Source organism: Thalassotalea sp. 1_MG-2023, assembly GCF_030546745.1.
GTDB lineage: Bacteria > Pseudomonadota > Gammaproteobacteria > Enterobacterales > Alteromonadaceae > Thalassotalea_C.
The window spans coordinates 86,210-110,156 of sequence record NZ_JAUOPD010000007.1 but is presented as its reverse complement, the minus strand read 5'-3'; the positions used below and the strand labels follow the sequence as shown (position 1 = coordinate 110,156).

21 protein-coding genes are annotated in these 23,947 nt (G+C 38.3%); 20 read left to right on the top strand and 1 reads right to left on the bottom strand.

The features are described 5' to 3' along the window. Positions 1 to 2: 2 nt before the first annotated feature. From tmk to Q4489_RS07860, 5 genes are all read left to right on the top strand, one after another. Positions 3 to 644 carry a dTMP kinase gene (gene tmk / locus Q4489_RS07880; RefSeq protein ID WP_303478766.1) on the top strand — a complete coding sequence of 214 codons (642 nt, stop codon included), beginning with the start codon at positions 3 to 5 and terminating at the stop codon, positions 642 to 644. A gap of 160 nt (positions 645 to 804) precedes the next feature. Beyond that, on the top strand, positions 805 to 1,794 hold the full coding sequence (locus tag Q4489_RS07875; RefSeq protein ID WP_303478764.1) for a hypothetical protein: 990 nt from the start codon (positions 805 to 807) through the stop codon (positions 1,792 to 1,794). Continuing rightward, positions 1,775 to 2,101 carry a PilZ domain-containing protein gene (locus tag Q4489_RS07870; protein ID WP_286268795.1) on the top strand — a complete coding sequence of 109 codons (327 nt, stop codon included), beginning with the start codon at positions 1,775 to 1,777 and terminating at the stop codon, positions 2,099 to 2,101. Before Q4489_RS07875 ends, Q4489_RS07870 begins: the two co-directional genes overlap by 20 nt. A gap of 16 nt (positions 2,102 to 2,117) precedes the next feature. After that, positions 2,118 to 2,885 carry a TatD family hydrolase gene (locus Q4489_RS07865; protein WP_303478756.1) on the top strand — a complete coding sequence of 256 codons (768 nt, stop codon included), beginning with the start codon at positions 2,118 to 2,120 and terminating at the stop codon, positions 2,883 to 2,885. Between the two features lie 411 nt (positions 2,886 to 3,296). After that, a complete protein-coding gene (locus Q4489_RS07860; RefSeq protein ID WP_303478753.1) occupies positions 3,297 to 4,526 on the top strand; it encodes a nucleoside recognition domain-containing protein in 1,230 nt (409 codons plus the stop codon). Positions 4,527 to 4,539: 13 nt separating this feature from the next. Here Q4489_RS07860 and Q4489_RS07855 read toward each other — a convergent pair whose 3' ends face one another. Then, positions 4,540 to 5,403 carry a LytTR family DNA-binding domain-containing protein gene (locus Q4489_RS07855; RefSeq protein WP_303478750.1) on the bottom strand — a complete coding sequence of 288 codons (864 nt, stop codon included), beginning with the start codon at positions 5,401 to 5,403 and terminating at the stop codon, positions 4,540 to 4,542. Between the two features lie 145 nt (positions 5,404 to 5,548). Between Q4489_RS07855 and Q4489_RS07850 the strand changes: the two genes are divergently transcribed. The 15 genes from Q4489_RS07850 (at position 5,549) to Q4489_RS07780 (ending at position 23,575) form a co-directional block, all read left to right on the top strand. Further along, positions 5,549 to 6,829: an acyltransferase family protein gene (locus Q4489_RS07850; protein WP_303478748.1), complete on the top strand. Its 1,281-nt coding sequence runs from the start codon at positions 5,549 to 5,551 to the stop codon at positions 6,827 to 6,829. A 167-nt stretch (positions 6,830 to 6,996) separates the two neighbouring features. After that, entirely contained in the window at positions 6,997 to 7,689 is a 693-nt protein-coding gene (locus tag Q4489_RS07845; protein WP_303478917.1) for a GntR family transcriptional regulator, read from the top strand. Positions 7,690 to 7,726: 37 nt separating this feature from the next. Then, positions 7,727 to 8,617, top strand: coding sequence for a methylisocitrate lyase (gene prpB / locus Q4489_RS07840; protein WP_303478746.1), 891 nt, complete (start codon positions 7,727 to 7,729; stop codon positions 8,615 to 8,617). Positions 8,618 to 8,667: 50 nt separating this feature from the next. Next, positions 8,668 to 9,795, top strand: a complete 1,128-nt coding sequence (prpC, locus tag Q4489_RS07835; RefSeq protein WP_303478744.1) for a 2-methylcitrate synthase — start codon at positions 8,668 to 8,670, stop codon at positions 9,793 to 9,795. A 73-nt stretch (positions 9,796 to 9,868) separates the two neighbouring features. Next, positions 9,869 to 12,487, top strand: a complete 2,619-nt coding sequence (gene acnD, locus Q4489_RS07830) for a Fe/S-dependent 2-methylisocitrate dehydratase AcnD (protein WP_303478916.1) — start codon at positions 9,869 to 9,871, stop codon at positions 12,485 to 12,487. A gap of 120 nt (positions 12,488 to 12,607) precedes the next feature. Continuing rightward, positions 12,608 to 13,786, top strand: a complete 1,179-nt coding sequence (gene prpF / locus Q4489_RS07825; RefSeq protein WP_303478741.1) for a 2-methylaconitate cis-trans isomerase PrpF — start codon at positions 12,608 to 12,610, stop codon at positions 13,784 to 13,786. 233 nt (positions 13,787 to 14,019) lie between these two features. Beyond that, positions 14,020 to 14,673: a DUF2057 family protein gene (locus tag Q4489_RS07820; protein WP_303478739.1), complete on the top strand. Its 654-nt coding sequence runs from the start codon at positions 14,020 to 14,022 to the stop codon at positions 14,671 to 14,673. Between the two features lies 1 nt (position 14,674). Further along, positions 14,675 to 15,430, top strand: a complete 756-nt coding sequence (locus Q4489_RS07815; protein ID WP_303478736.1) for an SIMPL domain-containing protein — start codon at positions 14,675 to 14,677, stop codon at positions 15,428 to 15,430. 94 nt (positions 15,431 to 15,524) lie between these two features. Beyond that, positions 15,525 to 16,001: a GAF domain-containing protein gene (locus tag Q4489_RS07810; protein ID WP_303478733.1), complete on the top strand. Its 477-nt coding sequence runs from the start codon at positions 15,525 to 15,527 to the stop codon at positions 15,999 to 16,001. Then, complete coding sequence (locus tag Q4489_RS07805) at positions 15,998 to 16,282, top strand: hypothetical protein (protein WP_303478730.1); 285 nt, start codon at positions 15,998 to 16,000, stop codon at positions 16,280 to 16,282. The genes Q4489_RS07810 and Q4489_RS07805 overlap by 4 nt, the downstream gene beginning before the upstream one ends. Before the next feature lie 22 nt (positions 16,283 to 16,304). Beyond that, the gene (gene proQ / locus Q4489_RS07800; RefSeq protein WP_303478728.1) at positions 16,305 to 17,003 is read left to right on the top strand and encodes an RNA chaperone ProQ; all 699 of its coding nucleotides are present in this window, start codon (positions 16,305 to 16,307) and stop codon (positions 17,001 to 17,003) included. Positions 17,004 to 17,018: 15 nt separating this feature from the next. After that, complete coding sequence (prc, locus tag Q4489_RS07795; RefSeq protein WP_303478725.1) at positions 17,019 to 19,061, top strand: carboxy terminal-processing peptidase; 2,043 nt, start codon at positions 17,019 to 17,021, stop codon at positions 19,059 to 19,061. Between the two features lie 189 nt (positions 19,062 to 19,250). Then, positions 19,251 to 20,705: a Na+/H+ antiporter NhaC gene (gene nhaC / locus Q4489_RS07790; protein ID WP_303478720.1), complete on the top strand. Its 1,455-nt coding sequence runs from the start codon at positions 19,251 to 19,253 to the stop codon at positions 20,703 to 20,705. Positions 20,706 to 20,786: 81 nt separating this feature from the next. Further along, positions 20,787 to 23,354: an aminopeptidase N gene (pepN, locus tag Q4489_RS07785; protein ID WP_303478716.1), complete on the top strand. Its 2,568-nt coding sequence runs from the start codon at positions 20,787 to 20,789 to the stop codon at positions 23,352 to 23,354. Further along, the gene (locus Q4489_RS07780; protein WP_303478715.1) at positions 23,354 to 23,575 is read left to right on the top strand and encodes a DUF2835 domain-containing protein; all 222 of its coding nucleotides are present in this window, start codon (positions 23,354 to 23,356) and stop codon (positions 23,573 to 23,575) included. Before pepN ends, Q4489_RS07780 begins: the two co-directional genes overlap by 1 nt. Positions 23,576 to 23,947 lie beyond the last annotated feature (372 nt).

The following is a 23,947-nucleotide window of genomic DNA, read 5'->3' as shown; positions in this document are numbered from 1 at the left end:
AGATGCAAAAAGGGTTAATGGTTGTATGCGACGGCAGTAATGGAGCAGGTAAAACAACGGTTATAGAAAAGTTAAAAGAGCATGTTATTCAGCAAGGCTTAGAGGTTGTTTTAACAAGAGAGCCTGGTGGTACACCGATAAGCGAAAAAATTAGAGAAATAATACTCGATAAGAATAACGCAGAAATGTTCGATATTACCGAACTGTTATTATTTGCAGCATCTAGAGCACAACACGTCAATGAAAAAATTATTCCGGCAGTAGAACGCGGTGCCGTGGTCATTTGTGATCGGTTCGATGCTGCAACGTTTAGTTTTCAACATTATGCTAGAGGTATTGATTTAACCCTGATTAAAACCATTAATGACATCGCAAAAAATGGCTTCCAGCCTGATATGAATATTATTTTAGACCTTGATCCTGTTATTGGCTTATCGCGTGTATATGGCCGCGGAGATGAATTAGATCGGATGGAAGATGAAAAATTAGATTTCTTGATCAAAGCACGAGAAGGTTATCTTGCACAGGCAAAAGAGTATCCAGATACTTTTACCGTCATTGATGCCGCTAATGCTAAACAGCAGGTTGCTGACGATGCTATTCGCTGTTTAGATTCGTTGCTTGTTGCTCGTGGTATTATTTAATGTTTACTGCTTTAGGTATGTTTTACTAAAATAACTAATGGTAAGATCAAGGTGTTAAACTCAAGCATTTTCGATAGTTTATTTATAACGTATTTGTGCTGTTATTCGTTTTTTGCAATCCATAAGCAGATGTTTTTCTTGCTTATCACAGGTTAATGTAATGACTACATCTTGGTTATCTTCACATAAGCAACTGCTTTTACAGCAGATAAAAAAGCAAACATTACCGCATGCTTTAATGGTTACAGGTGTTGCAGGTTCAGGAAAACTTGAATTAGTGAATTGGTTAGCACAATCGTTATTGTGTCAAGTTTCCAGTGTTGTAGATGAACCAAATAGCGTTGTGCCATGTCAACAATGTAAAGGTTGTCATTTAGCTAAACAAGCGTCTCACCCTGACTTATTTCATGTTGAGTTAACCAGTAATCATGTCGGGGTTGATCAAGTAAGAGCGTTAGGTCGGTTTCTAGAAAAAACGGCCCAATTTGGTCAACATCAAGTGGCTATAGTACATCAAGCAGATAAGCTTACTGAACCAGCTGGTAACGCGTTACTAAAAACGTTGGAAGAACCAACGAAAAATAGCTTTATTGTTTTGATAGCAAACGATGAACAACGTTTATTACCTACGTTAATTAGTCGATGCCGTGTTATTGCTATCAGACCGCCTATCGGTGAAGATTTATTACATGAACTGGGCAGTCAAAGTGATGACCCATTTGTCAATTTGTCGCATTTACCTGAAATCGCTGATCCACAAATAATGGCACAGTTTCATCAAATACGTGAAAAGTTTCAGCATTTTATCACGACAACTCAGGGTCGAATGGCATTGCTTGAACTTTTAAAATCTAATGATAATAGTGCTCGTTGGCTTGAAAAAATAATGACTGATTTGCTACGAGGACAATCACAATGGTTACATTCTGTATCAACAAACGTATCATTTACTAACGAGCCTGTTGAGTCGTTGAGTAATGACTTAGCAAAACATCAGTTTTGGCAAATATATAAAACCATCAAACAATTTAATCAAAAAAGTGCAAAATTAAGCCAGTTTAATCGTGAATTTGGTTTAGAAAAACTACTGGTCGATATACAAATGATTTTGCAAAACAAGGAGAACGAATATGGAACCGCTCTATCTTGAGTTTGTAAGTGAAAGAGATTTATATCAATCTTATATGCCGTTTGTAAAAAAAGGCGGTTTGTTTGTTAGAACCACAGAAACTTTTGAGCTTGATACTGATATTGAATTACAGGTACTTTTGCCTGATTCATTAGAACCTTCAACTATTGTCGGAAAAGTGTGCTGGATCACACCCGTAGGTGCTCAAAATGGCACGCCGGCAGGTATTGGAATTAGCTTTATTGAAGATCCTGAAAATACTCGAAGCCAAATAGAAAAATCGATAGGGCGTTTACTGAGTTCATCTGATCCTACACTTACCATGTAAATTTAAGGAATATTCGTTGTATATTGATTCTCACTGTCACTTAGATCGACTTGATTTATCTGAGTTTGATAATAACTTAGATAATGTTGTAGCAGCAGCAACTTCTGCTGGTGTAAGCCACTTATTGTGTGTTTGTGTGACGCTAAAAGACTTTCCAGCAATGGCTGAGAAAACTGCACCTTTTGATAATGTTTTATTATCTTGCGGTGCGCACCCTTTAAATCAAGAAGATGCCATAAATGAAAACAACCTTGCCAAATTAGCGACACATCCCCGTGTTATTGCTATCGGCGAAACAGGGTTAGATTATCATTACGCACCTGAAACTAAAGCACTACAATTAGACTCGTTTCGTAAACATGTTCGTGTTGCTAGAGCTTGTGATAAACCGCTTATTATTCATACCCGTGATGCTCAACAAGATACCTTAACGATTCTACGTGATGAAAAAGCAAGTGATGTTGGTGGTATTTTACATTGCTTTACCGAAACTTGGGACATGGCTAAGCAAGCGATTGAATTAGGTTTTTATATTTCATTTTCTGGGATCGTTACGTTTAAAAACGCCAGTGCTTTACGGGAAGTGGCTAAGTTGGTGCCCGATGATCGTTTTTTAATTGAAACAGACTCTCCTTATTTAGCGCCGGTTCCTCATCGAGGGAAGCAAAATCAACCTGCTTATGTCGTGGAAGTAGCTAAGCACTTAGCGAGTATTCGTGGTCAATCAGTGGAAGATATTGCTAGGCTATCCTCTGAAAACTACCGTAGGTTATTTAAGCTTTAATTGATTTATTATCCAAAAAAATAGCCCGAAACGAGGAGTTTCGGGCTCAGGGGATGGCTCAAAATAAGAAATGAGCCGTGCGCTAATTAACAAGTTCTATCGCAAATCAATGAATAGGTAAGCGAGCATCATTGTTTAATATTTGAACTGTTAAAAGTAATTGTAGTGCATAAAAGTTGAATTGCTAGATAATTTTTTATTTATTTATAATTTATTGATAATAAACAATAATTATTCATATGAACGCGTAATAAATAAAAGTTACCCTAAGGTTATGAACGACATTGTCACATCTTATGCACAGAGTTATTAAAGGGGTGTAAAGGTAGATGTTTTGCTTATGCTATCGCCATTGGTAATATACTTTTATTATGTCAAGATACCAACCAACGTTGATTGTAGATTTATACCGTGCTAAATAATATTTGGATTTCTTTTTTTGTCATTGCTTTTGCAAGTGCTTGTTATCAGTGGTTGTTTCTCGATAATGCAGCTGTTTTTGCGCAAATAATGGATGCCGTTTTTAATATGTCATCGGTCACGGTAGAAATTGCAATCGGTTTAATTGGTGTGCTGTCTTTTTGGTTAGGTGCCATGAAAATCGCTGAAAATGCCGGATTAATTCAAGCGATTTCTCGCGCTATTTCACCGTTATTTTGCCGCTTGATGCCAGAAGTTCCAAAAGGGCATGCTGCAATGGGGTCAATGACGATGAATTTATCGGCAAACGTCCTTGGTTTAGACAATGCCGCGACCCCTTTAGGGTTAAAAGCAATGCAGGATCTACAACAATTAAACCCTAAAAAAGAGACTGCCTCTAACGCACAAATATTGTTTTTAGTGCTTAACACATCTTCCATTACACTTTTTCCGGTAACGGTATTTGTTTACCGCGCACAGCAAGGTGCTGCTTCTCCAACTGATGTGTTTATTCCTATTTTGTTAGCAACCTTTGCTTCTACTATCGCAGGCTTACTTGTGGTTGCAATGGTTCAACGATTAAAATTATTTAATGTAGTGGTTTTTAGTTATTTCGCGTTATTGTTTGCGTGTTTGGCTGCTATTGTTACTTATTTTGCTACATTATCGGCGAATTTAGTTGCTGAGCAATCTTCATTAATAGCCAACGTGGTTATTTTTTCATTGTTAATCGTTTTCATTATCACTGCTTATTTGCGACGCGTTGACGTTTACCAAAGTTTTATAGAAGGGGCAAAAGAAGGTTTTAAAACCAGCATTAACATTATTCCTTATTTACTTGCTATGCTTGTCGCAATCGGGGTTTTCCGTGCGAGTGGTGCATTAGATGTTATTATTAGCGCGATAAGACAGGCTGTGATCTATTTCGGATTTGATACACGTTTTGTTGATGCGCTACCTACCGCATTTATGAAACCGTTAAGCGGCTCTGGGGCTAGAGCTATGATGGTAGAGACCATGAATACTCATGGCGCTGATTCTTTTGCGGGTCGGTTGGCTTCAATTATGCAAGGCTCAACTGAAACAACCTTTTATGTACTAGCAGTATATTTTGGCTCAGTCGGTATTCGTTATACCCGTCATGCTATAAGCTGTGGTTTAGTTGCCGATGTTGCTGGCATGTCTGCAGCCATTGCAGTGTGTTACTGGTTTTTCGGATAATAAGGCTAATGTATTAGCTTAACATTAATTTTAATCCGTCTTTATAGCGCCTAGATAAATTTAACCTTTTACCTGAATCCATTTTTACCTCGCTATCGCCGCTGCTAAGCGGCGTAATAGACTCTATTGCATCTAACCTTACTGCATGAGAACGGTGAATTCGGCAAAACCCTTTATTTTCCAGTTTTGCTATTAATGCTGTTAACGTTGAGCGAATAGGGTACACCCGCTTATCAATATGTAAATTTACATAATTTCCAGAGGCTTCCATCCATTCAACATTTTCTATTTTTATAATGAACTCTTTGCCAAGTTTTTTGATTAATAGCCGATCAATGTTGGTAGTAAGTTGCTGGTTTTCAATTTGTGGCTCTCCTTCCTGAATAGGGTTAGCTTCACCTTGCAATCTACTGAGTATAAAACGGTAAGCGTGAATAAAGATCACAAAAAACACAAAAGACCAAATATCTTTTCTCAATTCATAGAGCATTTCGAAACTGATATTACCAAAATCATAATGACGAGCGTTTAATGCGTAGATAAATTTTCGCATCACTACCATCAATACGACATGGCAAAATGAGAAGGTAACTGCAGCAGTAAAATAGATAGTAAGTGTACGTTTAATTTTTTGCCCGTTAAGGGGAACTTTATTGATTAAAGTGACGATTAATGGGAACAACAGCAAGGAGCTAATTGCACTGGTATATTCCCATGCGAAAGGCTCCCATAAATTAAAAGGTAAAGTGTCTCCGGCACGCGTTGCTTCCATCAATACAGATGTTGCTAGTACTGTGGCATTAATGAAAAAATAGCAAAATAAAAACAGAATTTCATAGCGCATTTTATTCCGCTGATAATGCATTAATTTATCCACAACGATTTTTACCTCTCTTGTAATTAATCTTATCCCTAGATGCCACCGCTTATCCCTAACTGTTGTTTATTAAGCCTTTTTCGCTATGTGTGTTAATAAACTCATTCATCATACCAGTATTTGAACACAAAGGAATATTGATAAGATGACACCTCCATTATTAAACGCTGTTATACAGAAGATGAAATTTCGGCCTCAAGATCGCGGTCAAGCGCCAGAAAGACGCTACGATCTTGATTGGTTACGAATTATTTTATTTAGTTTATTAATTATTCATCATGTAGGTATGTTTTATGTGCTTAATTGGGGATTCCATGCAAAAAGCCAATACCGCTATGAATGGTTAGAAAGTGTGCTGTTAGTGGTTGAACCTTGGCGTATGCCAGCCATTTGGTTTATTTCAGGTGTTGCTATTAGATTTATTCTTACAAAGGTGACGATTTTATCTTTTGTTTCACTACGCAGTCTACGACTGTTATTACCATTAGCCTTCGGGATATTTATTGTCGTACCTCCTCAACTTTATATAGAAATGCTGGCAAAAGGCGATATTTCCTTGGGTTTTTGGCCGTTCATCCAGGCATTCTATGATCCACAATCAACATTATTCGAACAGTATCAGGCAGGCATATGGCCTCATATTGATGTGAATCATTTATGGTACTTACGATCGTTATGGTATTACTCATTAACGCTAGTATTTCTGTTACCCGCTTTAAACAGTAACATTATGGAAGGGTTTAAGTCTTGGCTAGCGAGAAGACATGGATTTTGGACGGTTTTATGCTTAATTGTCTGCGTTTTTACTGTTCAAATAATATGGATAAATGATGAGACACGTTATCCTATAGGCTTTCTTTTTTTAATGCTAGGTTATCTTATCGGTTGGCATACGGTATTTTGGCAAAAACTACTGACGGCCATAAGGCCATTGTGCGCTAGCTTTATTGTACTTTGTATTTGCTTTCTGATTATCTATAACCTTTATTACCTTGATATGTATAAAGGAATTGACCTTCCTCACTTAATTCAAGCAATGAGTTTATTTATTTATAGTGCGTTACGCATTATTGGTTTATTTTTAGTGTTAGCGCTTAGCCATCGTTTTTTAACTAAAAAAACACAAAAACTCGCTTATTTCAATGAAGCAGTATATCCATTTTATTTGTTACATCAGTCTATTATTTTAGTGGTGGGCTATTATTTAACACAGTTATCGTTAGGCGGAGCGCTTGAGTCACTGATACTGTTATTTATCACAACAGCCATGTGTTTTCTCTTCTTTGAATTGATCAAACGTATTGAACTTTTGCGCCCATTCTTTGGCTTGAAAATGCAAGGTAACTATCCTTCATGGAGTGTCTCTCTAGGTTATATTATCGGCGGTCTGTTGATCAGCCCTTTAGTGCTGCAATTAATTTTTTAATCAATAAAGCGCAATATGCTCATGTTCGAGCCTTGGTTAGAAAAGCATCACAGCGTTAATTAATGCTACTGAATAGTTAAAGTGTCGACAATTAAATTTAATCTTCCCTTGAAATAGATTTAATATCGGTTATGATCGCGGCATTATTTTTAAATTGTCGACAATTTATGCCGAACAATAACCCAACACATCGTCAAGCAGTAACAACTGCAGATAAGGTATTTCAGCAATTACAATTTGCCATCGTTGAAGGTGAAATTGCAGCAGGTAGTAAAATTAGCGAGCCTGAACTTGCTAAACGCTTTGATGTCAGCCGTGCAACACTTCGTGAAGCATTAAGCCGTTTAGAAAAGTGTCACTTAATTGTGCGAAAACCTAATGTTGGCGCGCGTGTTGTTGAATGCACTATTGAAGGGTTATTAGAAATATATCAAGTAAGAGAAGCACTTGAAGGTATGGCTTGTCGGCTTGCTGCTGAAAATATGACAAAAGAGGAAATTGTCGACATGCAAGCTATGCTTGATATGCATGCTAAGTCAAAAGCGTTAAAAGATGGCATTGCGTATTATCAAGAGGAAGGCGATCTCGATTTTCATTATAAAGTCATTTTAGCAAGTCATAATCAACAGCTTATTGATTTGTTATGTGGACAACTTTATCACTTAGTTCGTATGTATCGTATTCAGTTTGGTATGAACAGTCCTAGAGCCACTAAGGCGTTTAATGAACATGCCAATATTTTACAAGCTATTATTGACGGTGATGGCGAGTTAGCAGAAATTCTAATGCGGCGACACATCGGCGCATCACGCAAAAATATCGAACAAAAAATTAAACAATTATCGCAAAACGCGCAATAAATATCATAATTCATATATAGCAAGTGAGGAGCTCACGATGTCTACACAATTATCACCTGGCGCAAAGTTTCGTCAGGCCATTACAAAAAATAAGCCATTGCAAGTAGTTGGAACTATCAATGCCTATTGCGCCATGATGGCGGAGCAACTAGGCCATCAAGCCATTTATTTATCAGGTGGTGGGGTAGCGAATGCATCTTATGGTTTACCCGATTTAGGCATGACATCGTTAAATGACGTTATTGTTGATGTTCAGCGCATTACTTCTGCGTCAAGTTTGCCATTACTTGTCGATATAGATACAGGTTGGGGCGGCGCATTTAACATTGCAAAAACAATTAAAGATATGGAAAAAGCAGGTGCTGCTGCCGTTCATTTAGAAGATCAAGTGGCGCAGAAACGTTGTGGTCATCGTCCAAATAAAGAAATTGTCTCGACAGAAGAAATGGTTGACCGCATTAAAGCAGCTGTAGATGCACGAACAGATGCAGATTTTTTCATTATGGCTAGAACTGATGCATTTGCCCAAGAAGGGCTTGAAAAAGCTTTAGCGCGCGCTAAAGCATATGTTGCCGCAGGTGCTGATGGTATTTTTGCCGAAGCGGTAAAAACAGAAGAGCACTATCGTGCGTTTACTGAAGCTTTAGATGTACCAGTGTTAGCAAATATCACTGAATTCGGTCAAACAGAGCTTTGGAATAAAGAGCAACTTGGTGAGTGGGGATGCCAAATTGTGCTTTATCCACTTTCTGCATTTAGAGCAATGAATAAAGCGGCTGAATCAGTCTATAAAACATTGCTAGCTGATGGTGATCAAAAAGCACAAATAGATAACATGCAAACCCGCATGGAACTATATGATTACCTTGGATATCACGAATACGAAACGAAACTTGATTCGCTATTTGCTGAAGGCAAAAACAAATAATAAAACCAACGAATAAGTACGAAAGCACCCAAGAAAAGTGAGGAAAGAACATGGTTGATAAAAAATTAAGTGGCGCAGGGCTACGTGGACAAAGTGCTGGAGAAACAGCTTTATGTACTGTCGGTAAAACAGGCGCAGGATTAACCTACCGTGGTTATGACATTAACGATCTTGCTGAAAATGCGCAGTTTGAAGAAGTTGCGTATCTACTTCTTTATGGAAAACTACCAAATCAAACAGAGTTAACCCATTACAAAACTAGGTTAAAAGGTATGCGTTCAATGCCTGATGCCCTTAAATCTGCATTAGAGCTTATTCCTGCAACAGCACATCCTATGGACGTTATGAGAACCGGTTGCTCTATACTAGGTAACCTTGAAACAGAAAATAGCTTTGCTGAGCAATTGGATCATATCGACCGTTTATTAGCGATTTTTCCAGGGTTAATTAATTATTGGTATAACTTTAGCCATAACGGTATTCGTGTAAATGTTGAAACAGATGCCGATTCCATCGCTGAACAATTCTTATGGACGTTACACGATAAAAAGCCAGAGCCAATGCATGTTGATGTTATGCATGCCTCATTGATTTTATATGCTGAGCACGAATTTAACGCTTCAACCTTTACTGCGCGTGTTTGTGCATCAACATTGTCTGATTTGCATAGTTGTGTAACAGCTGCAATTGGTTCCTTGAGAGGGCCATTGCATGGCGGTGCAAACGAAGCGGCTATGGACATGATTGAGCAATGGCAATCTGCTGATGAAGCAGAAGAGGCCATTATGGGCATGTTAGCGCGCAAAGATAAAATTATGGGCTTTGGTCATGCGGTCTATCGTGAACTAGACCCACGAAATGCAATTATTAAAAAGTGGTCTGAAAAACTCGCGAAACTTGATGGTGATACACGCCTTTATGACGTTTCTGAACGTTGTGAAGCTGTGATGTGGCGAGAGAAAAAACTCTTCTGTAATGCTGATTTTTTCCATGCTTCAGCCTACAATTTTATGGGTATACCAACGAAGCTATTTACACCAATCTTTGTTTGTTCGCGTGTTTCTGGTTGGACAGCACATGTGATGGAGCAGCGTGAGAATAACCGCATTATTCGCCCATCTGCAGATTACACTGGCCCAGAGTCTATGCCTTGGGTTGCTATTGCAGATCGCGATTAAGCTAAACATTCACGTTATGTTTAAATTCAATGGTGGCTAAATGGCCGCCATTTCACTTTTTGTGGACTACGTTATGAACTATGAATATCGCAAACCATTACCTAATTTCAAAATGGCAGGGCTGCCTATCGATTTTTACGATACTCGCGCTGCCATTGAGGCGATAACACCAGGTAGCTACGCTAAGTTACCTTATACCTCACGTGTGCTTGCTGAACAGTTAGTGCGTAAATGTGATCAAAGTACTTTACAGGATGCGTTAAAGCAGATTATCGACGGAAAACGTGATTTAGATTTTCCTTGGTATCCTGCTCGTGTTGTTTGTCACGATATATTAGGTCAAACCGCGTTAGTTGATTTAGCCGGTCTTCGTGATGCTATTGCAGAGCAAGGTGGTGACCCAGCTAAAGTAAACCCAGTGGTGCCGACTCAACTTATTGTTGATCACTCATTAGCGGTAGAAGCCGCGGGGTTTGATCCTGACGCTTTCGAAAAAAATCGTGCTATTGAAGATAGACGAAATGAAGATCGCTTTCATTTTATCGAATGGACCAAAACAGCTTTTAAAAATGTTGATGTTATTCCCGCAGGTAACGGCATTATGCATCAAATTAATCTTGAAAAAATGTCGCCTGTTATACAGCTGCGAGACGGTGTGGCTTTTCCTGATACTTGCGTTGGTACAGATTCTCATACCCCACACGTAGATGCTTTAGGCGTTATTGCCATTGGTGTTGGTGGTTTAGAGGCTGAAACTGTGATGCTCGGCCGTCCATCTATGATGCGTTTACCGAACATCGTTGGGGTTGAGTTAGTTGGGCAAAGGCAACCAGGCATTACTGCTACTGATATTGTATTAGCGATTACTGAATTTTTACGTAATGAAAAAGTGGTAGGCGTCTACCTTGAGTTTTTCGGAGAAGGCGCTCGTAGTTTATCGATTGGTGATCGTGCAACTATTTCTAATATGACGCCTGAGTACGGTGCTTCAGCGGGTATGTTCTATATTGATGAACAAACGATTGATTACCTTAAAATCACAGGTAGAGAGCCTGAACAAGTTGCACTTGTTGAAGCCTATGCAAAGCATACTGGCTTATGGGCAGATGATTTAGTTGGTGTGCATTATGAACGTGTACTCTCTTTTGATTTATCCTCTGTTGGTCGGAATATGGCTGGGCCTTCTAACCCCCATCGTCGTTTGGCAACCTCAGAGTTAACGTCAAAAAATATTGCAAAAAACTTAGCTGACTGCCAAAAACAGGAAGAGAATGGTGAGATGCCTGACGGCGCCGTTATTATCGCGGCAATCACTTCTTGTACCAACACATCTAATCCAAGAAATGTGGTCGCTGCGGGTTTAGTCGCAAAACGAGCTAATGAACTTGGTTTAGTCCGTAAACCGTGGGTAAAAAGCTCTTTTGCTCCAGGTTCTAAAGTGGCGAAACTATATTTAGAGGAAGCAGGGCTATTATCCGAATTAGAACAATTAGGTTTTGGTATTGTTGCTTATGCTTGTACAACTTGTAATGGTATGTCTGGAGCATTAGATCCAGATATTCAACAAGAGATCATTGATAAAGATTTATATGCAACCGCTGTTTTATCAGGTAATCGAAATTTTGATGGTCGTATTCATCCGTATGCTAAGCAAGCATTTTTAGCATCACCTCCCTTAGTCGTTGCCTATGCTATAGCAGGCACGATGCGTTTTGATATTGAGCAAGACATTTTAGGTAAAGATCAAGCAGGTAATGATATTACCTTGAAAGATTTATGGCCAAGTGATGAAGAGATTGATGAAATTGTTAAACGTTGTGTAAAACCTGAGCAATTTAACAAAATTTATACGCCAATGTTTGATTTAGGTGCATTCGAGCCTGCTGAAAGTCCTCTTTATGACTGGCGCGAAAAGTCTACCTATATTAGACGTCCGCCTTATTGGGAAGGGGCGCTTGCTGGCGAGCGAACCATGAAAAATATGCGGCCGCTTGCGATCCTAGGTGACAATATCACCACGGATCATTTGTCGCCTTCCAATGCCATCATGTTAGATAGCGCAGCTGGTGCATATTTAGACAAAATGGGGTTGCCAGAAGAAGATTTTAACTCATATGCTACACACCGCGGTGACCATTTAACAGCGCAACGGGCAACATTTGCCAACCCAAAGCTTTTTAATGAAATGGTACGAGATGAAAACGATAATGTTATTCAAGGCTCGTTAGCGCGCATTGAACCTGAGGGTATTCAAAGTCGTATGTGGGAAGCGATAGAAACCTACATGGAACGTAAACAACCGCTGATCATTGTGGCCGGCGCTGATTATGGCCAAGGTTCTTCCCGAGACTGGGCTGCAAAAGGTGTTCGACTTGCTGGTGTTGAAGTGATTATTGCTGAAGGATTTGAACGTATACATCGTACCAACCTCATTGGTATGGGGGTATTACCACTTGAATTTATCAACGGAGATACGCGTAATACCTATGATATAGATGGCAGCGAAACATTTGATGTTGTTGGTCAAACATCCGCTGGCGGCAATATGAAGGTAATCATGAAAAGGGCAAACGGTGAACAAATCGAAATTCCTGTTAAGTGTCGTCTAGATACAGGGGAAGAGGTAACTGTGCATCGTGCAGGTGGCGTTTTACAAAAATTTGCTACTGATTTTTTAGAGTCAAAAATTTAATAGGCGATATGTCACTTTACTATTAAGGCGGCTAATGTCGCCTTTTTTATCTATTAATCACCTTACGACTATAGAATTAAATTGATGTAAGGTCATAACGTTTTAGTTAAGGAAATTAATATGCCTTTTGCAGCACAAATTAAAATACCAGCAACTTATATGCGCGGTGGAACATCTAAAGGTGTATTTTTTAATATGTCCGATCTTCCAAAAGCATGTCAAAAAGCAGGTAGTGCGCGAGATAAGCTATTACTGCGTGTGATAGGAAGTCCAGATCCGTATGGTAAACATACAGATGGAATGGGTGGTGCAACATCAAGTACGAGTAAAGCTGTGCTACTAGCAAAATCGACACAAAAAGATCACGATGTTGATTATTTATTCGGTCAAGTTTCGATTGATAAGCCGTTTGTTGATTGGTCCGGAAATTGTGGTAATTTAACGGCTGCCGTTGGGGCGTTTGCTATATCTTCAGGGTTAGTAGATCAACGTAATATTCCTGAGAATGGCTTTTGTACCGTGAGAATTTGGCAAAAGAACATCGAAAAAACCATTATTTCTAAAGTACCTATTGTTAATGGACAGGTACAAGAAACGGGAGAATTTGCCTTAGATGGCGTTACTTTTCCTGCTGCTGAAGTACCAGTAGAATTCCTTTCTCCGGTTGATCCTAATGATGCAATGTTTCCTACTGGTAATATTATTGATGATTTAGAAGTGCCAGGTATAGGCACATTTAAAGCGACTATGATTAACGCTGGTATTCCAACAATCTTCCTTCATGCTGAAGATATTGGTTATCTTGGTACAGAACTACAAGATGATATCAACGGAAATGAGGTAACCCTTAGCTATTTCGAAACAATACGAGCTTATGGCGCGATAAAAATGGGGTTGATCAATACGGTTGCAGAGGCGAAAACTAGACAACACACCCCTAAAGTTGCTTTTGTTGGCAAACCATTAAGTTACCAAGCATCTAGTGGAAAACAGATCGAAGCCGATGACATCGATTTAAATGTGCGTGCATTATCAATGGGTAAGTTACATCATGCGATGATGGGGACAGCGGCTGTTGCTATTGGTACAGCTGCAGCAATTCCCGGCACCGTTGTGAATATAGCCGCAGGTGGTGGTGAACGAGAAAGTGTTAATTTTGGCCACCCGTCGGGTACGTTAAAAGTAGGTGCAAGTGCACGATATACAAACGGTAAGTGGTTAGTTGAAAAAGTGACTATGAGTAGGAGTGCGCGCGTGTTAATGGAAGGTTGGGTACGAATACCTGCAGATAGTTTTTAACGGAATCACGTCTGAATGATTTGTCAGCGCTTTAGTTAATACCATTTTGTGTAATTGAGGATGAAAACCTTAACCAATAACTGTCGTTACTTTTGATTACAGTTATTGGCTTTGATTTCTGTAAACTAGATAACAACATTGATAGAGTAAGTATTGTTTTCTTGTACTGACTTAAGGCTTGTTTTTTACCTTAGGTTATTTGATAGGGTTGGTTTTATTCAAAGGAGTTGATCATGGTTAAGAGTTTCATTGCTAATTTGACTTTTTTGTACCTTGTGTCGGTACATGCCATTGCAAGTGAAGTCAAAATACCAGCTAATATTAAGGTTTTGCAAGTTAACGATACGCAATTCACTGCAAACTTTTTTGACCGTAGTACTTCACATGCCATTAAAATTGGTCTAAATGAATTGCATTTACAGTTTAAAGAATTGGTTGAAGATGTTGAAAACGACGACCACAGCACTATTTACTCTGAGCCATTCGTGGTTATTTTCACGCTTAAAACAGCAAAAGAGTTAACGTTGCTAGTACCCGAGTTTAATTCTGAAGCACAGGTACGAGCCTATGCAAAAAAGCCGAACATATTATTAGTTGATCGAACACAGCGAAACATCAATCACACATTATACGATGTTAAAGATTACACATCGCGACAAAGCAATCAATTTGATTTAACAAAAGAAAATAAATCTGCCCGGCTGATAAATCAGCAACATGAAAAGCTACCTCAAACAGTTACAGAAAGAAACTATTCAGATTCCATTCATCAATTTACCGATAAGATGCCGCTTAACATGCTTCATTATTGGTGGCACAAGGCATCTACTGAGCAAAAGGTCGAGTTTTTAGACAACGTTAATCTAGAATCAAAGAAAGGAAAGTAATATGAAATTATTGAGAAAAACGTGTGTAATTATAAGTATAGTTCTGTCTAGTGCTGTAAGCGCAGATGAAGGCATTGACGTTATAGGCAAAGCAGAGGTGAAAGCACAGCCAGATCAATTTTCCTTAACCATTAGTATTAAAGAACGCGGCCTCGCCGCAAGTAAAGTAAAGCAAATCGTTGATAAAAAAAGCGAACAGGTCGTCAACATGTTTATCAAACAAGGGGTGTCAGAATCTCACATTGATTCCTCAATGCTACGTATGTATCCAATTTATGAAAAACCAGAAGTAATGATAGAAAACGCTGAATTAGAACACCGCGTCAACAATAACAATAAAGTGAAGCTTCCATTGCATAAACAAGAACAAAAAGTGCAGAAAATAAGACTTTTTGATGTTGCTCGTACTATTTCGGTGAAATTAAATTCGCTTGAACAATACGACAGTGTTTTAGAACACTTGGTAAAAATAGGTGTCAGTAATATTTCTCCAATACAGTTAGGATTTAGTGATCCAGATGCACTTTATCAACGTGCATTATTACACGCTATTGATAACGCGAAAGATAAAGCAGGTAATATTGCTAAGCAACTTGGTGTATCGGTAGGAAAAGTGATTTCAATCAAAGAAACGGGTTATCACGCACCTTCCGTTTATCGTATGGCAGCGATGGAATCTAAAGCCGGTTTTAGTTCTCAAGCTACAGATCGTTCGATTTCTGCACAAGTTGCGATTACATTTCAAATAATTTTGTAGAAATGAGCTTTATTTGGGCTGGCTCGCACATAAAGCTTTAATTTCAGCCTTTATCAAGGTATGTTATGCCAATTTTAAAGGCTGACGTGTTAGAATGTCCAAAGACGAACTTTATCAACAACTGAAACTACAAGTTTCAGCGTTAATAAGCACTGAACATGATATGGTAGCTAATATGGCTAATATCAGTGCACTATTATTTGAGTTCCTACCTGATATTAATTGGGTAGGTTTTTATCGTTCAATTGAAGATGAATTAGTACTCGGCCCTTTCCAAGGGAAGGTAGCATGTATAAGAATTCCTCTTGGTAAAGGTGTTTGCGGAACTGCTGCAAGTGAAGGAAAAACACAACGAATTGCAGATGTACATCAATTTAGTGGTCACATTGCTTGTGATGCAGCAAGTAACTCAGAAATTGTTATTCCTGTTTATCATCAAGAAAAAGTTATTGCGGTGCTAGATATTGATAGCCCAATTAATGATAGATTCGATGCAGAAGATCAACGCGGGTTGGAAAGCTTAGTGAACGTGTTTGAACAAACATTGCATTTAGAGCAACAAGCAATATGAAAGAGCTTGTTGTAATACATGATTACCTTGTTTCTGAAGAGGTCGTTGGTGACTGGGACGGCAATGAAGAGCAAGTAACAGAAAACATAAATCAGCTTTATCATACGTTATATGATTACGCTGAAGAAGATATAGATCCCGCAGAGTTAAGTGAGCTTTTAGAGCTAGTTTGGCAGCATTGGATTGGGCAAGAGGCATTAGCAGAGTTAACACTTGATGACATCAGTGATTGGTGTCAACATTTACTAATGAATCGTGAACAGTATTTAAACGACGAATAAATTTATTAATTAAGTAGTTATTATGGAAACGAAAACAGAAACTGAAGCGGTGACAGAACAGCCGGCGGAAAAAGAAAACAAACGTACAAGTGCGAAAGAAATTATCGCGCATTTAGCGGAAAAATTTCCTGCATGCTTTTCGGTTGAAGGCCCAGCAAAACCTTTAAAAATTGGTATATTTCAAGAGCTAGCTGCACGTCTTGAAGGTGATGAAATCGTGAGTAAAACACGGTTAAGACAAGCCTTAAGACATTATACAAGTAGTTGGCGCTATTTAAAGGCGATTAAAGTTGGTGCTCAACGCATTGATATTGACGGAAACGAGGTTGCTGAGATTGATCAAGAACAAGCTGATCATGCAGCAAAATCATTAAAAGAAAGCCAAGAAAAATTTGGTAACAAAAATCCTAAAGACAGTCAAAAGAAAAAGCCTTATAAAGGTAAAACGCCTGAAAATAAGGGTTCTCACGCAAAATCAAATGCTAAAGATAAAGCAAAATTTAAAGCTGTTAGTTCATCTAAGCGTGCGCAATCTAAACCAGCGGCTAAACTTAAACCTGTTGATGCTAGCGCAGTAAACGTTGGCAAAGCCGTTAAAGTTCAATTGGGCAATGCTCCAATGGACGCAGTAATTACTGAAATATCAGGTAATGACATTTCCGTGCAACTAAGTTCAGGAATGGTTGTCAAAACACAGGTTAAGAACATATACATTGAATAATTTGGAGTAGCAAGCATGCTAAAAATTTGTCGTACCGCACTTGCCATATCATTAACGTTTTCAAGCGTTAATCTTTTCGCATTCTCTAATGACCAAGAGACTTCTCTGCCCATTTTAGCGCCAGAGAGTCAGCATGCTGTCTCCAGTAAAAGAATTGCTGCTAAGTTTTCGCGTTCACATTATAAACCAGTAAAAATTAACGATGATTTGTCAGAGCAAATTTTCGATCGTTATTTAAAACAACTTGATTATGGTCGTAATGTTTTTCTTGCAAGCGATATCACTGAATTTGAACAACATAAAGATGATTTTGATACGGTTGTTGCTCGTGGCAAATTAGATATTCCGTATCATATCTTTAATGTGAACTTACAACGTAGACTTGAACGTTACCAATTTGCGTTAGGCCTGTTGGAAACGCCTTTTGATTTTACTAAAGATGAAAGCTATACCTTTGACCGTGAAGACGCCGAATGGCCGACGTCTGAAAGTGAACTTAACGAATTATGGCGTCAAAAAGTAAAGTATGATGCCCTAAATTTAACACTAACGGGTAAAGAGTGGGATAAAGTTAAAGAAATTTTAACTAAGCGTTATAACTACGCTATCAAACGTTTAAAACAAAGCGAAAGCGAAGATGTTTTCCAATTAGTGATGAACAGCTTTGCGCGTGTAGTTGAACCCCACACGTCGTATTTATCTCCGAGAAATGCAGAACGTTTTCAAATGGAAATGAACTTGTCTTTAGAAGGGATAGGCGCTGTACTTCGAGCGGAAGAAGATTATACCGTTATTCAGAGTGTTGTTAGCGGTGGTCCGGCTGATAAATCGAATCAATTAAAACCGAAAGACCGTATAGTTGGTGTTTCACAGGGTGATGAAAAGTTTGAAGATGTTATTGGCTGGCGCCTAGATGATGTCGTCGATTTAATTAAAGGCCCTAAAGGCACTAAAGTTCGCCTGCAAGTACTGCCAGGACAGGCTGTTGATGAATCGAGCATTAAAATTGTTTCTATTGTTCGTGATAAAATCGTCTTAGAAGATCGCGCTGCTAAATCGGAAGTAATATTTGAAAAGCCAGGAGATGAAAACAGTAAAAAATTAGGTGTTATAGATATCCCTAGTTTTTACAATGGTCTTTCAGCTCACGTTAAAAAAGAAATTGATAAACTTAATGCCGAAAATGTAGAAGGCATTATTATTGATTTACGTGGCAATGGTGGTGGTTCATTAACTGAGTCTACTTTATTAACGGGCTTATTTATTGATCGTGGTCCGGTAGTGCAAATTCGAGATGGTGCAAATCGTATTTCTATTAATAGTGATAAAGATGGTGTTACTTACTATGATGGGCCATTAACCGTTATGGTTGACAGGTATAGTGCATCGGCATCAGAGATTTTTTCTGCCGCGATTCAAGATTATGGTCGTGGGGTTATTATTGGTGAGCAAACCTTCGGTAAAGGGACTGTTCAGCAGCACAGACCCATTGCTAGAATTTATGATATCAATGAAAATCCTTATGGCAGTATCCAGTACACAATTGCTAAGTTTTATCGAATCAATGGCGGTAGTACGCAACATAAAGGCGTTGTGCCTGACATTGCTTTTCCAACAGCGATTGACCCAGAAGACTGGGGCGAAAGTAAAGAGGAAAATGCATTACCGTGGGATATGGTACCTAAGGCTAATTTCAAATCCTTAACGGATGTGTCAACTGATGTTGAATACTTAACGTCTTTGTATCAAGAACGCGTGAAATCTAATCGAGAGTTCAATTATCTGTTAGAAGACATTGCACGATACCAAGCCGAAAAAGACGATAAAACTGTTTCGTTGAATTTAGCCAAGCGAAAAGCAAAGCGTGATGAAAGAAAAGCGGAACAATTGGCGCGAACTAATGAACGCTTAGTAGCATTAGGTCTTGAAAAAGTAGAAAACTTAGATGATTTACCTGAAGAACTCGAAGAGTTAGACCCATTGTTAGAGGAAACCGCTCGCATCACTTTTGATTTTGTCTCACTGGGAAAGGTGGCAAAAAATAACAGTAAAGACTGAGTATAAGAAAGCCGCCATTTAGGCGGCTTTCTTATATGTAACACGCTCAATGTACAACAATTGAACAACAGTAAAAAAAATATCGTATTCTCACTGCTTTTCACCACAAATGACTTGCACAATGTCTTAAGGCACGGCATGTTATGCTTGCTAACTTATAACTATAATTAAGTATTAAAAAGACATTTTATGACAAATCAAAATCCACCTAAAGCACCCTCAATGCTTGATTCATTTATTCCAATCGTAGTACTCGTTATATTACTTTCTGCTGCGGTAACATATTTTTCAGATAACTCTTCTTATGGACCAAACCAAATTGCTTTGATGATCAGTATGGGAGTCGCGATTATCATTGGTTTACGCAATGGCCATACTTGGAAATCAATGGAAGAAGCAATCGTTAAAGGGATATCTGTTTCCCTAGGTGCAGTATTAATTTTACTTGCCGTTGGTGCTCTCATTGGTACTTGGTTATTGTCGGGTACCGTACCGACATTAATTTATTATGGCTTACAAATTATTGATCCTAGCTGGTTTTATGCCGCCGCCTGTATTGTCTGTGGTATTGTCGCCATGAGCATTGGTAGTTCATGGACAACAGCAGCTACTGTAGGTGTTGCTTTTATTGGCATTGCGGGTGGTTTTGAAATGTCGACTGCAGTTACCGCTGGTGCAGTGATTTCTGGAGCATACTTTGGTGATAAATTATCACCGCTTTCTGAAACAACGAATTTAGCACCAGCAGTGGCAGGAAGTGAGTTATTTGCACATATTAAATATATGTTATGGACGACTATTCCTTCAATTTCTATCGCACTTATTTTATTCTTAATAATCGGTTTCAATCATTCATCGGTAGAAGCAGGCACAGCTGAAAATATTCAATTATTAACTGAAACGTTGCAATCAACTTATAATATTTCTCCCCTTAATTTAATTCCGTTATTTGTGCTATTGGCTTTAGCTTATAAAAAATTACCTGCTTTTCCTGCTGTCGGTATTGGTGCTTTAATTGGTGGTATTTGGGCTTTAGTGTTTCAACAAGAACTAATTCAAGCAATTGCTGGTAATGATATCTCGGTAAGCACGGCAAATATTACGGTTATTTGGACTGCGTTTTTCGATGGCATTGTATTAAACACCGGTAACGATGAAGTGGATCAGCTACTTAGTCGTGGTGGAATGTCAAGTATGCTTAATACAATATGGCTTGTCATCTGCGCCCTAAGTTTTGGTGCTGTTCTTGAGCATTTAGGAATGTTGCGCAAATTTGTTGAGTCTATTTTATCTGCGGTAAAATCAACCGGTAGTTTAATTGCCAGTACAGTAGCAACCTGTATTGGTACTAACCTGATCACATCAGATCAATACATCGCGATTGTAATGCCAGGTAGAATGTATAAAGAAGAATACCAGCGCAGGGGACTATCGCCTTTAGTGCTAAGCCGTACATTAGAAGATTCTGGCACAATTACATCACCGTTAATTCCATGGAATACTTGCGGTGCTTTTATGTTTGCGACACTAGCATTGACCAATTATGAATTTATCATGTATTGCTTCTTTAACTTAATTAATCCTTGTATTGCTATTGCATATGGTTATTTTGAATTTAAAATTAAGAAAATAACCGATGAATAATAATTAGCAGCTACAAAGAGGAGCCTGTTAATTTTACTGAATTAACAGGCTTTTTCATTTACAGCAAATAAAGGAATTTCTATGGCTTCCGCTCAAGCGCGTATTCTCGCAGATTATCGCCCCAGTAGTTTTACCATAACCCAAACTGATCTTACGTTTGAGTTAGATGATCATCAAACTCTTGTGTCTAATGTGATGCATATTAAACGTATTGACCAAGATGCAACCTATTTAATGCTAGATGGTGAGCATCTTACCCTTAAAACAATCAACATTAATCAGCAACCTGTAGCTGCTAAAGACTATCAAATCACTGAATCTGGTTTACGTATTTCCATTAACCCACAATTAACGGAATTTGTATTATCTATTGATACACAGATTGATCCTGCAAATAATACGGCTTTAGAAGGGTTGTATAAGTCTGGTGATGCATTTTGTACACAATGTGAAGCTGAAGGATTTAGACGGATCACCTATTATTTAGATCGCCCAGATGTTATGTCTACCTTTACCACTACAGTGATTGCAGAAAAAATAAAATACCCTTATTTATTATCCAATGGTAATAAAGTTGAACAAGGAGAGAAGGGCAGTAAACACTTTGTGGTATGGCATGACCCTTTTCCTAAACCATGTTACTTATTCGCCCTTGTTGCTGGTAACTTTGATCTTGTTGCTGATAGCTATACCACAAATTCAGGTAAAGAAGTGGCACTTGAAATTTTTGTTGATAAAGGCAATGCCAACAAAGCAAGCCATGCAATGAGCTCCTTAAAGCATTCTATGCGCTGGGATGAACAAACCTTTGGTCTTGAATATGACTTAGATATTTATATGATCGTCGCGGTAGACTTTTTCAATATGGGAGCGATGGAAAACAAAGGATTAAATATCTTTAATAGTAAGTTTGTTTTAGCTGATCATCAAAGTGCGACTGACACTGACTACTTTAATATTGAAGCGGTAATTGCTCATGAATATTTTCATAACTGGACAGGCAACCGTGTTACCTGCCGTGATTGGTTTCAATTGAGTTTAAAAGAAGGCTTAACTGTATTTCGTGATCAGCAATTTAGTGCGGATATGAATTCTGCTTCAGTCACACGAATTGACAATGTAAGTCATCTTCGAGCGTTGCAGTTCCCAGAAGACGAAAGCCCGATGGCACATCCAATACGACCGGAAAAGGTTGTAGAAATGAACAACTTTTATACCATGACAGTATACGAAAAAGGTGCTGAGGTGATCAGAATGATACACACCTTATTAGGAGAGGAACATTTTCGAAATGGCATGGACTTATACTTTAGTCGCTTTGATGGTATGGCAGTGACTTGTGATGATTTTGTTGATGCAATGGCAGACGCATCGGGAGTAGATTTAACTCAATTTAAATATTGGTATAGTCAGTCGGGCACACCGGTATTACAAGTTACTGAATCATTTAACCAACATACTGGCCAATTATCGTTAACAGTAAAACAAGTCAATCAACCCACCAGTACACAGCAAACAAAGCATCATTTGCACATTCCCATTCGCATTGAGTTATTAACCGAAAAAGGAAGTCAGTCACACCTCTTAGAGTTGACTGAAGAAGAAGGTATCTGGCATTTTGACGGCTATCAGAACAAACCTGTGGTTGGATTTTTATCTAATTTTTCTGCACCAGTCAAAGTTGAGTTTGAACAATCTGATGATGAGTTAATGATCATTATGGGGAATGCCGTTGATGACTTTAATCGTTGGGACGCTGGACAAACGTTGTTGATAAGATACATTACCCGTTTAATAGAAGATCCAGCCTATGAACTACCTAGTAGTATAATTTCAACGTATCAGCAATTACTTGCATCAACGTTAGATCCTGCCTTAAAAGCAGCTTCATTAACCTTACCAGCGTTTGATGTGATTACTGCATATTTAGAGCAAATAGATCCACAAAAAGTTATTGTCGCAATTGAGCAAGTAGAAGCTCACTTAGCACAGAGTTTGCAAGAAACATTATTAGAACAGTATCAAAATTTCACCGGACAACCTTATGAAAACCAAGGTACTGCAACTGCGAAACGTTCACTTAAAAATATATGTTTATATTACTTAACCAAGCTTGATGTTCATCAACCACTGTTAACTGAACAATATCAACAGTCTGATAACATGACAGATACTTTAGCGAGCCTATCAGCGGCAGGAAAGCATGCCACGCCCACTTTTGATTTATTAATGCGAGATTTTCACGATAAGTGGCAAGATACTACATTGGTTATGGATAAATGGTTTAGTTTACAGGCGAGCGCAAATAGGGAGGATATCTTCGACGTGTTAACAGTCATGGAGCAGCATCCACTCTTCTCAATGAGCAACCCGAATAGAGCTAGGTCGCTTATTAGTGCTTTTAGTCACAATAATCCAAAATATTTTTATCATACCGAAGGGAAAGGGTACCAATTTTTGGCAAAACAAATCAAAGCGTTGAATGAAATCAACCCACAAATTGCGTCGAGACTACTAACCCCATTAATTCAATACAAGCGTTTTAACGATAAGCATAGAGCTATGATGCGAGAAGCATTAAAGGATATTGCCTCAATCGAAAATTTATCACGAGATTTACAAGAGAAATTAGATTCAGTGCAACTATAATGCAAACGTACTACTTTTATATCAATCTTTCTTCATATGAATATTTACCTTATTACCAAGGTAAAGTGAAAGATATTATTGTCAGTTCAACACTCGGGAAGCGTGTACAGTTTCCCGCTATGCACTTGAGGTCTTATTTAACGACTTCCGGAATTGAAGGTCATTTTTGCTTACAAACAGAAAATAATAAGTTTGTTTCGTTAAAAAAGATCACTAAATAGAGTTTTTGCTTTAAACGGTGGTCTGACCATCGGATGTTTGAAGAATACGATGCATAATTACAGTAGGCTTGTAAAAGTAGATGGTTGTAACAAAAAGTTTAGTTGTTAGGCTTCTGTTTTAAACGCTTGTTTTAAACATGTGAAAGTAAATGTGATTGAGATGTATACAAGTCTTTAAAATTAAGGCGGTTATTCGTAACTTTTACACTTGCCTCAGTGATAAAATGATGCAATTATTGTTTTATACTACACTGTTGATAAAGTGAATTTTCGCAATCACTTGTAGAATGTTGACCTTTAATAGATTTACGTCAACACTCAAAGCATAAAGAATTGATATAAAAACAATAAAAATGCCGTTTCGAGTCTGGG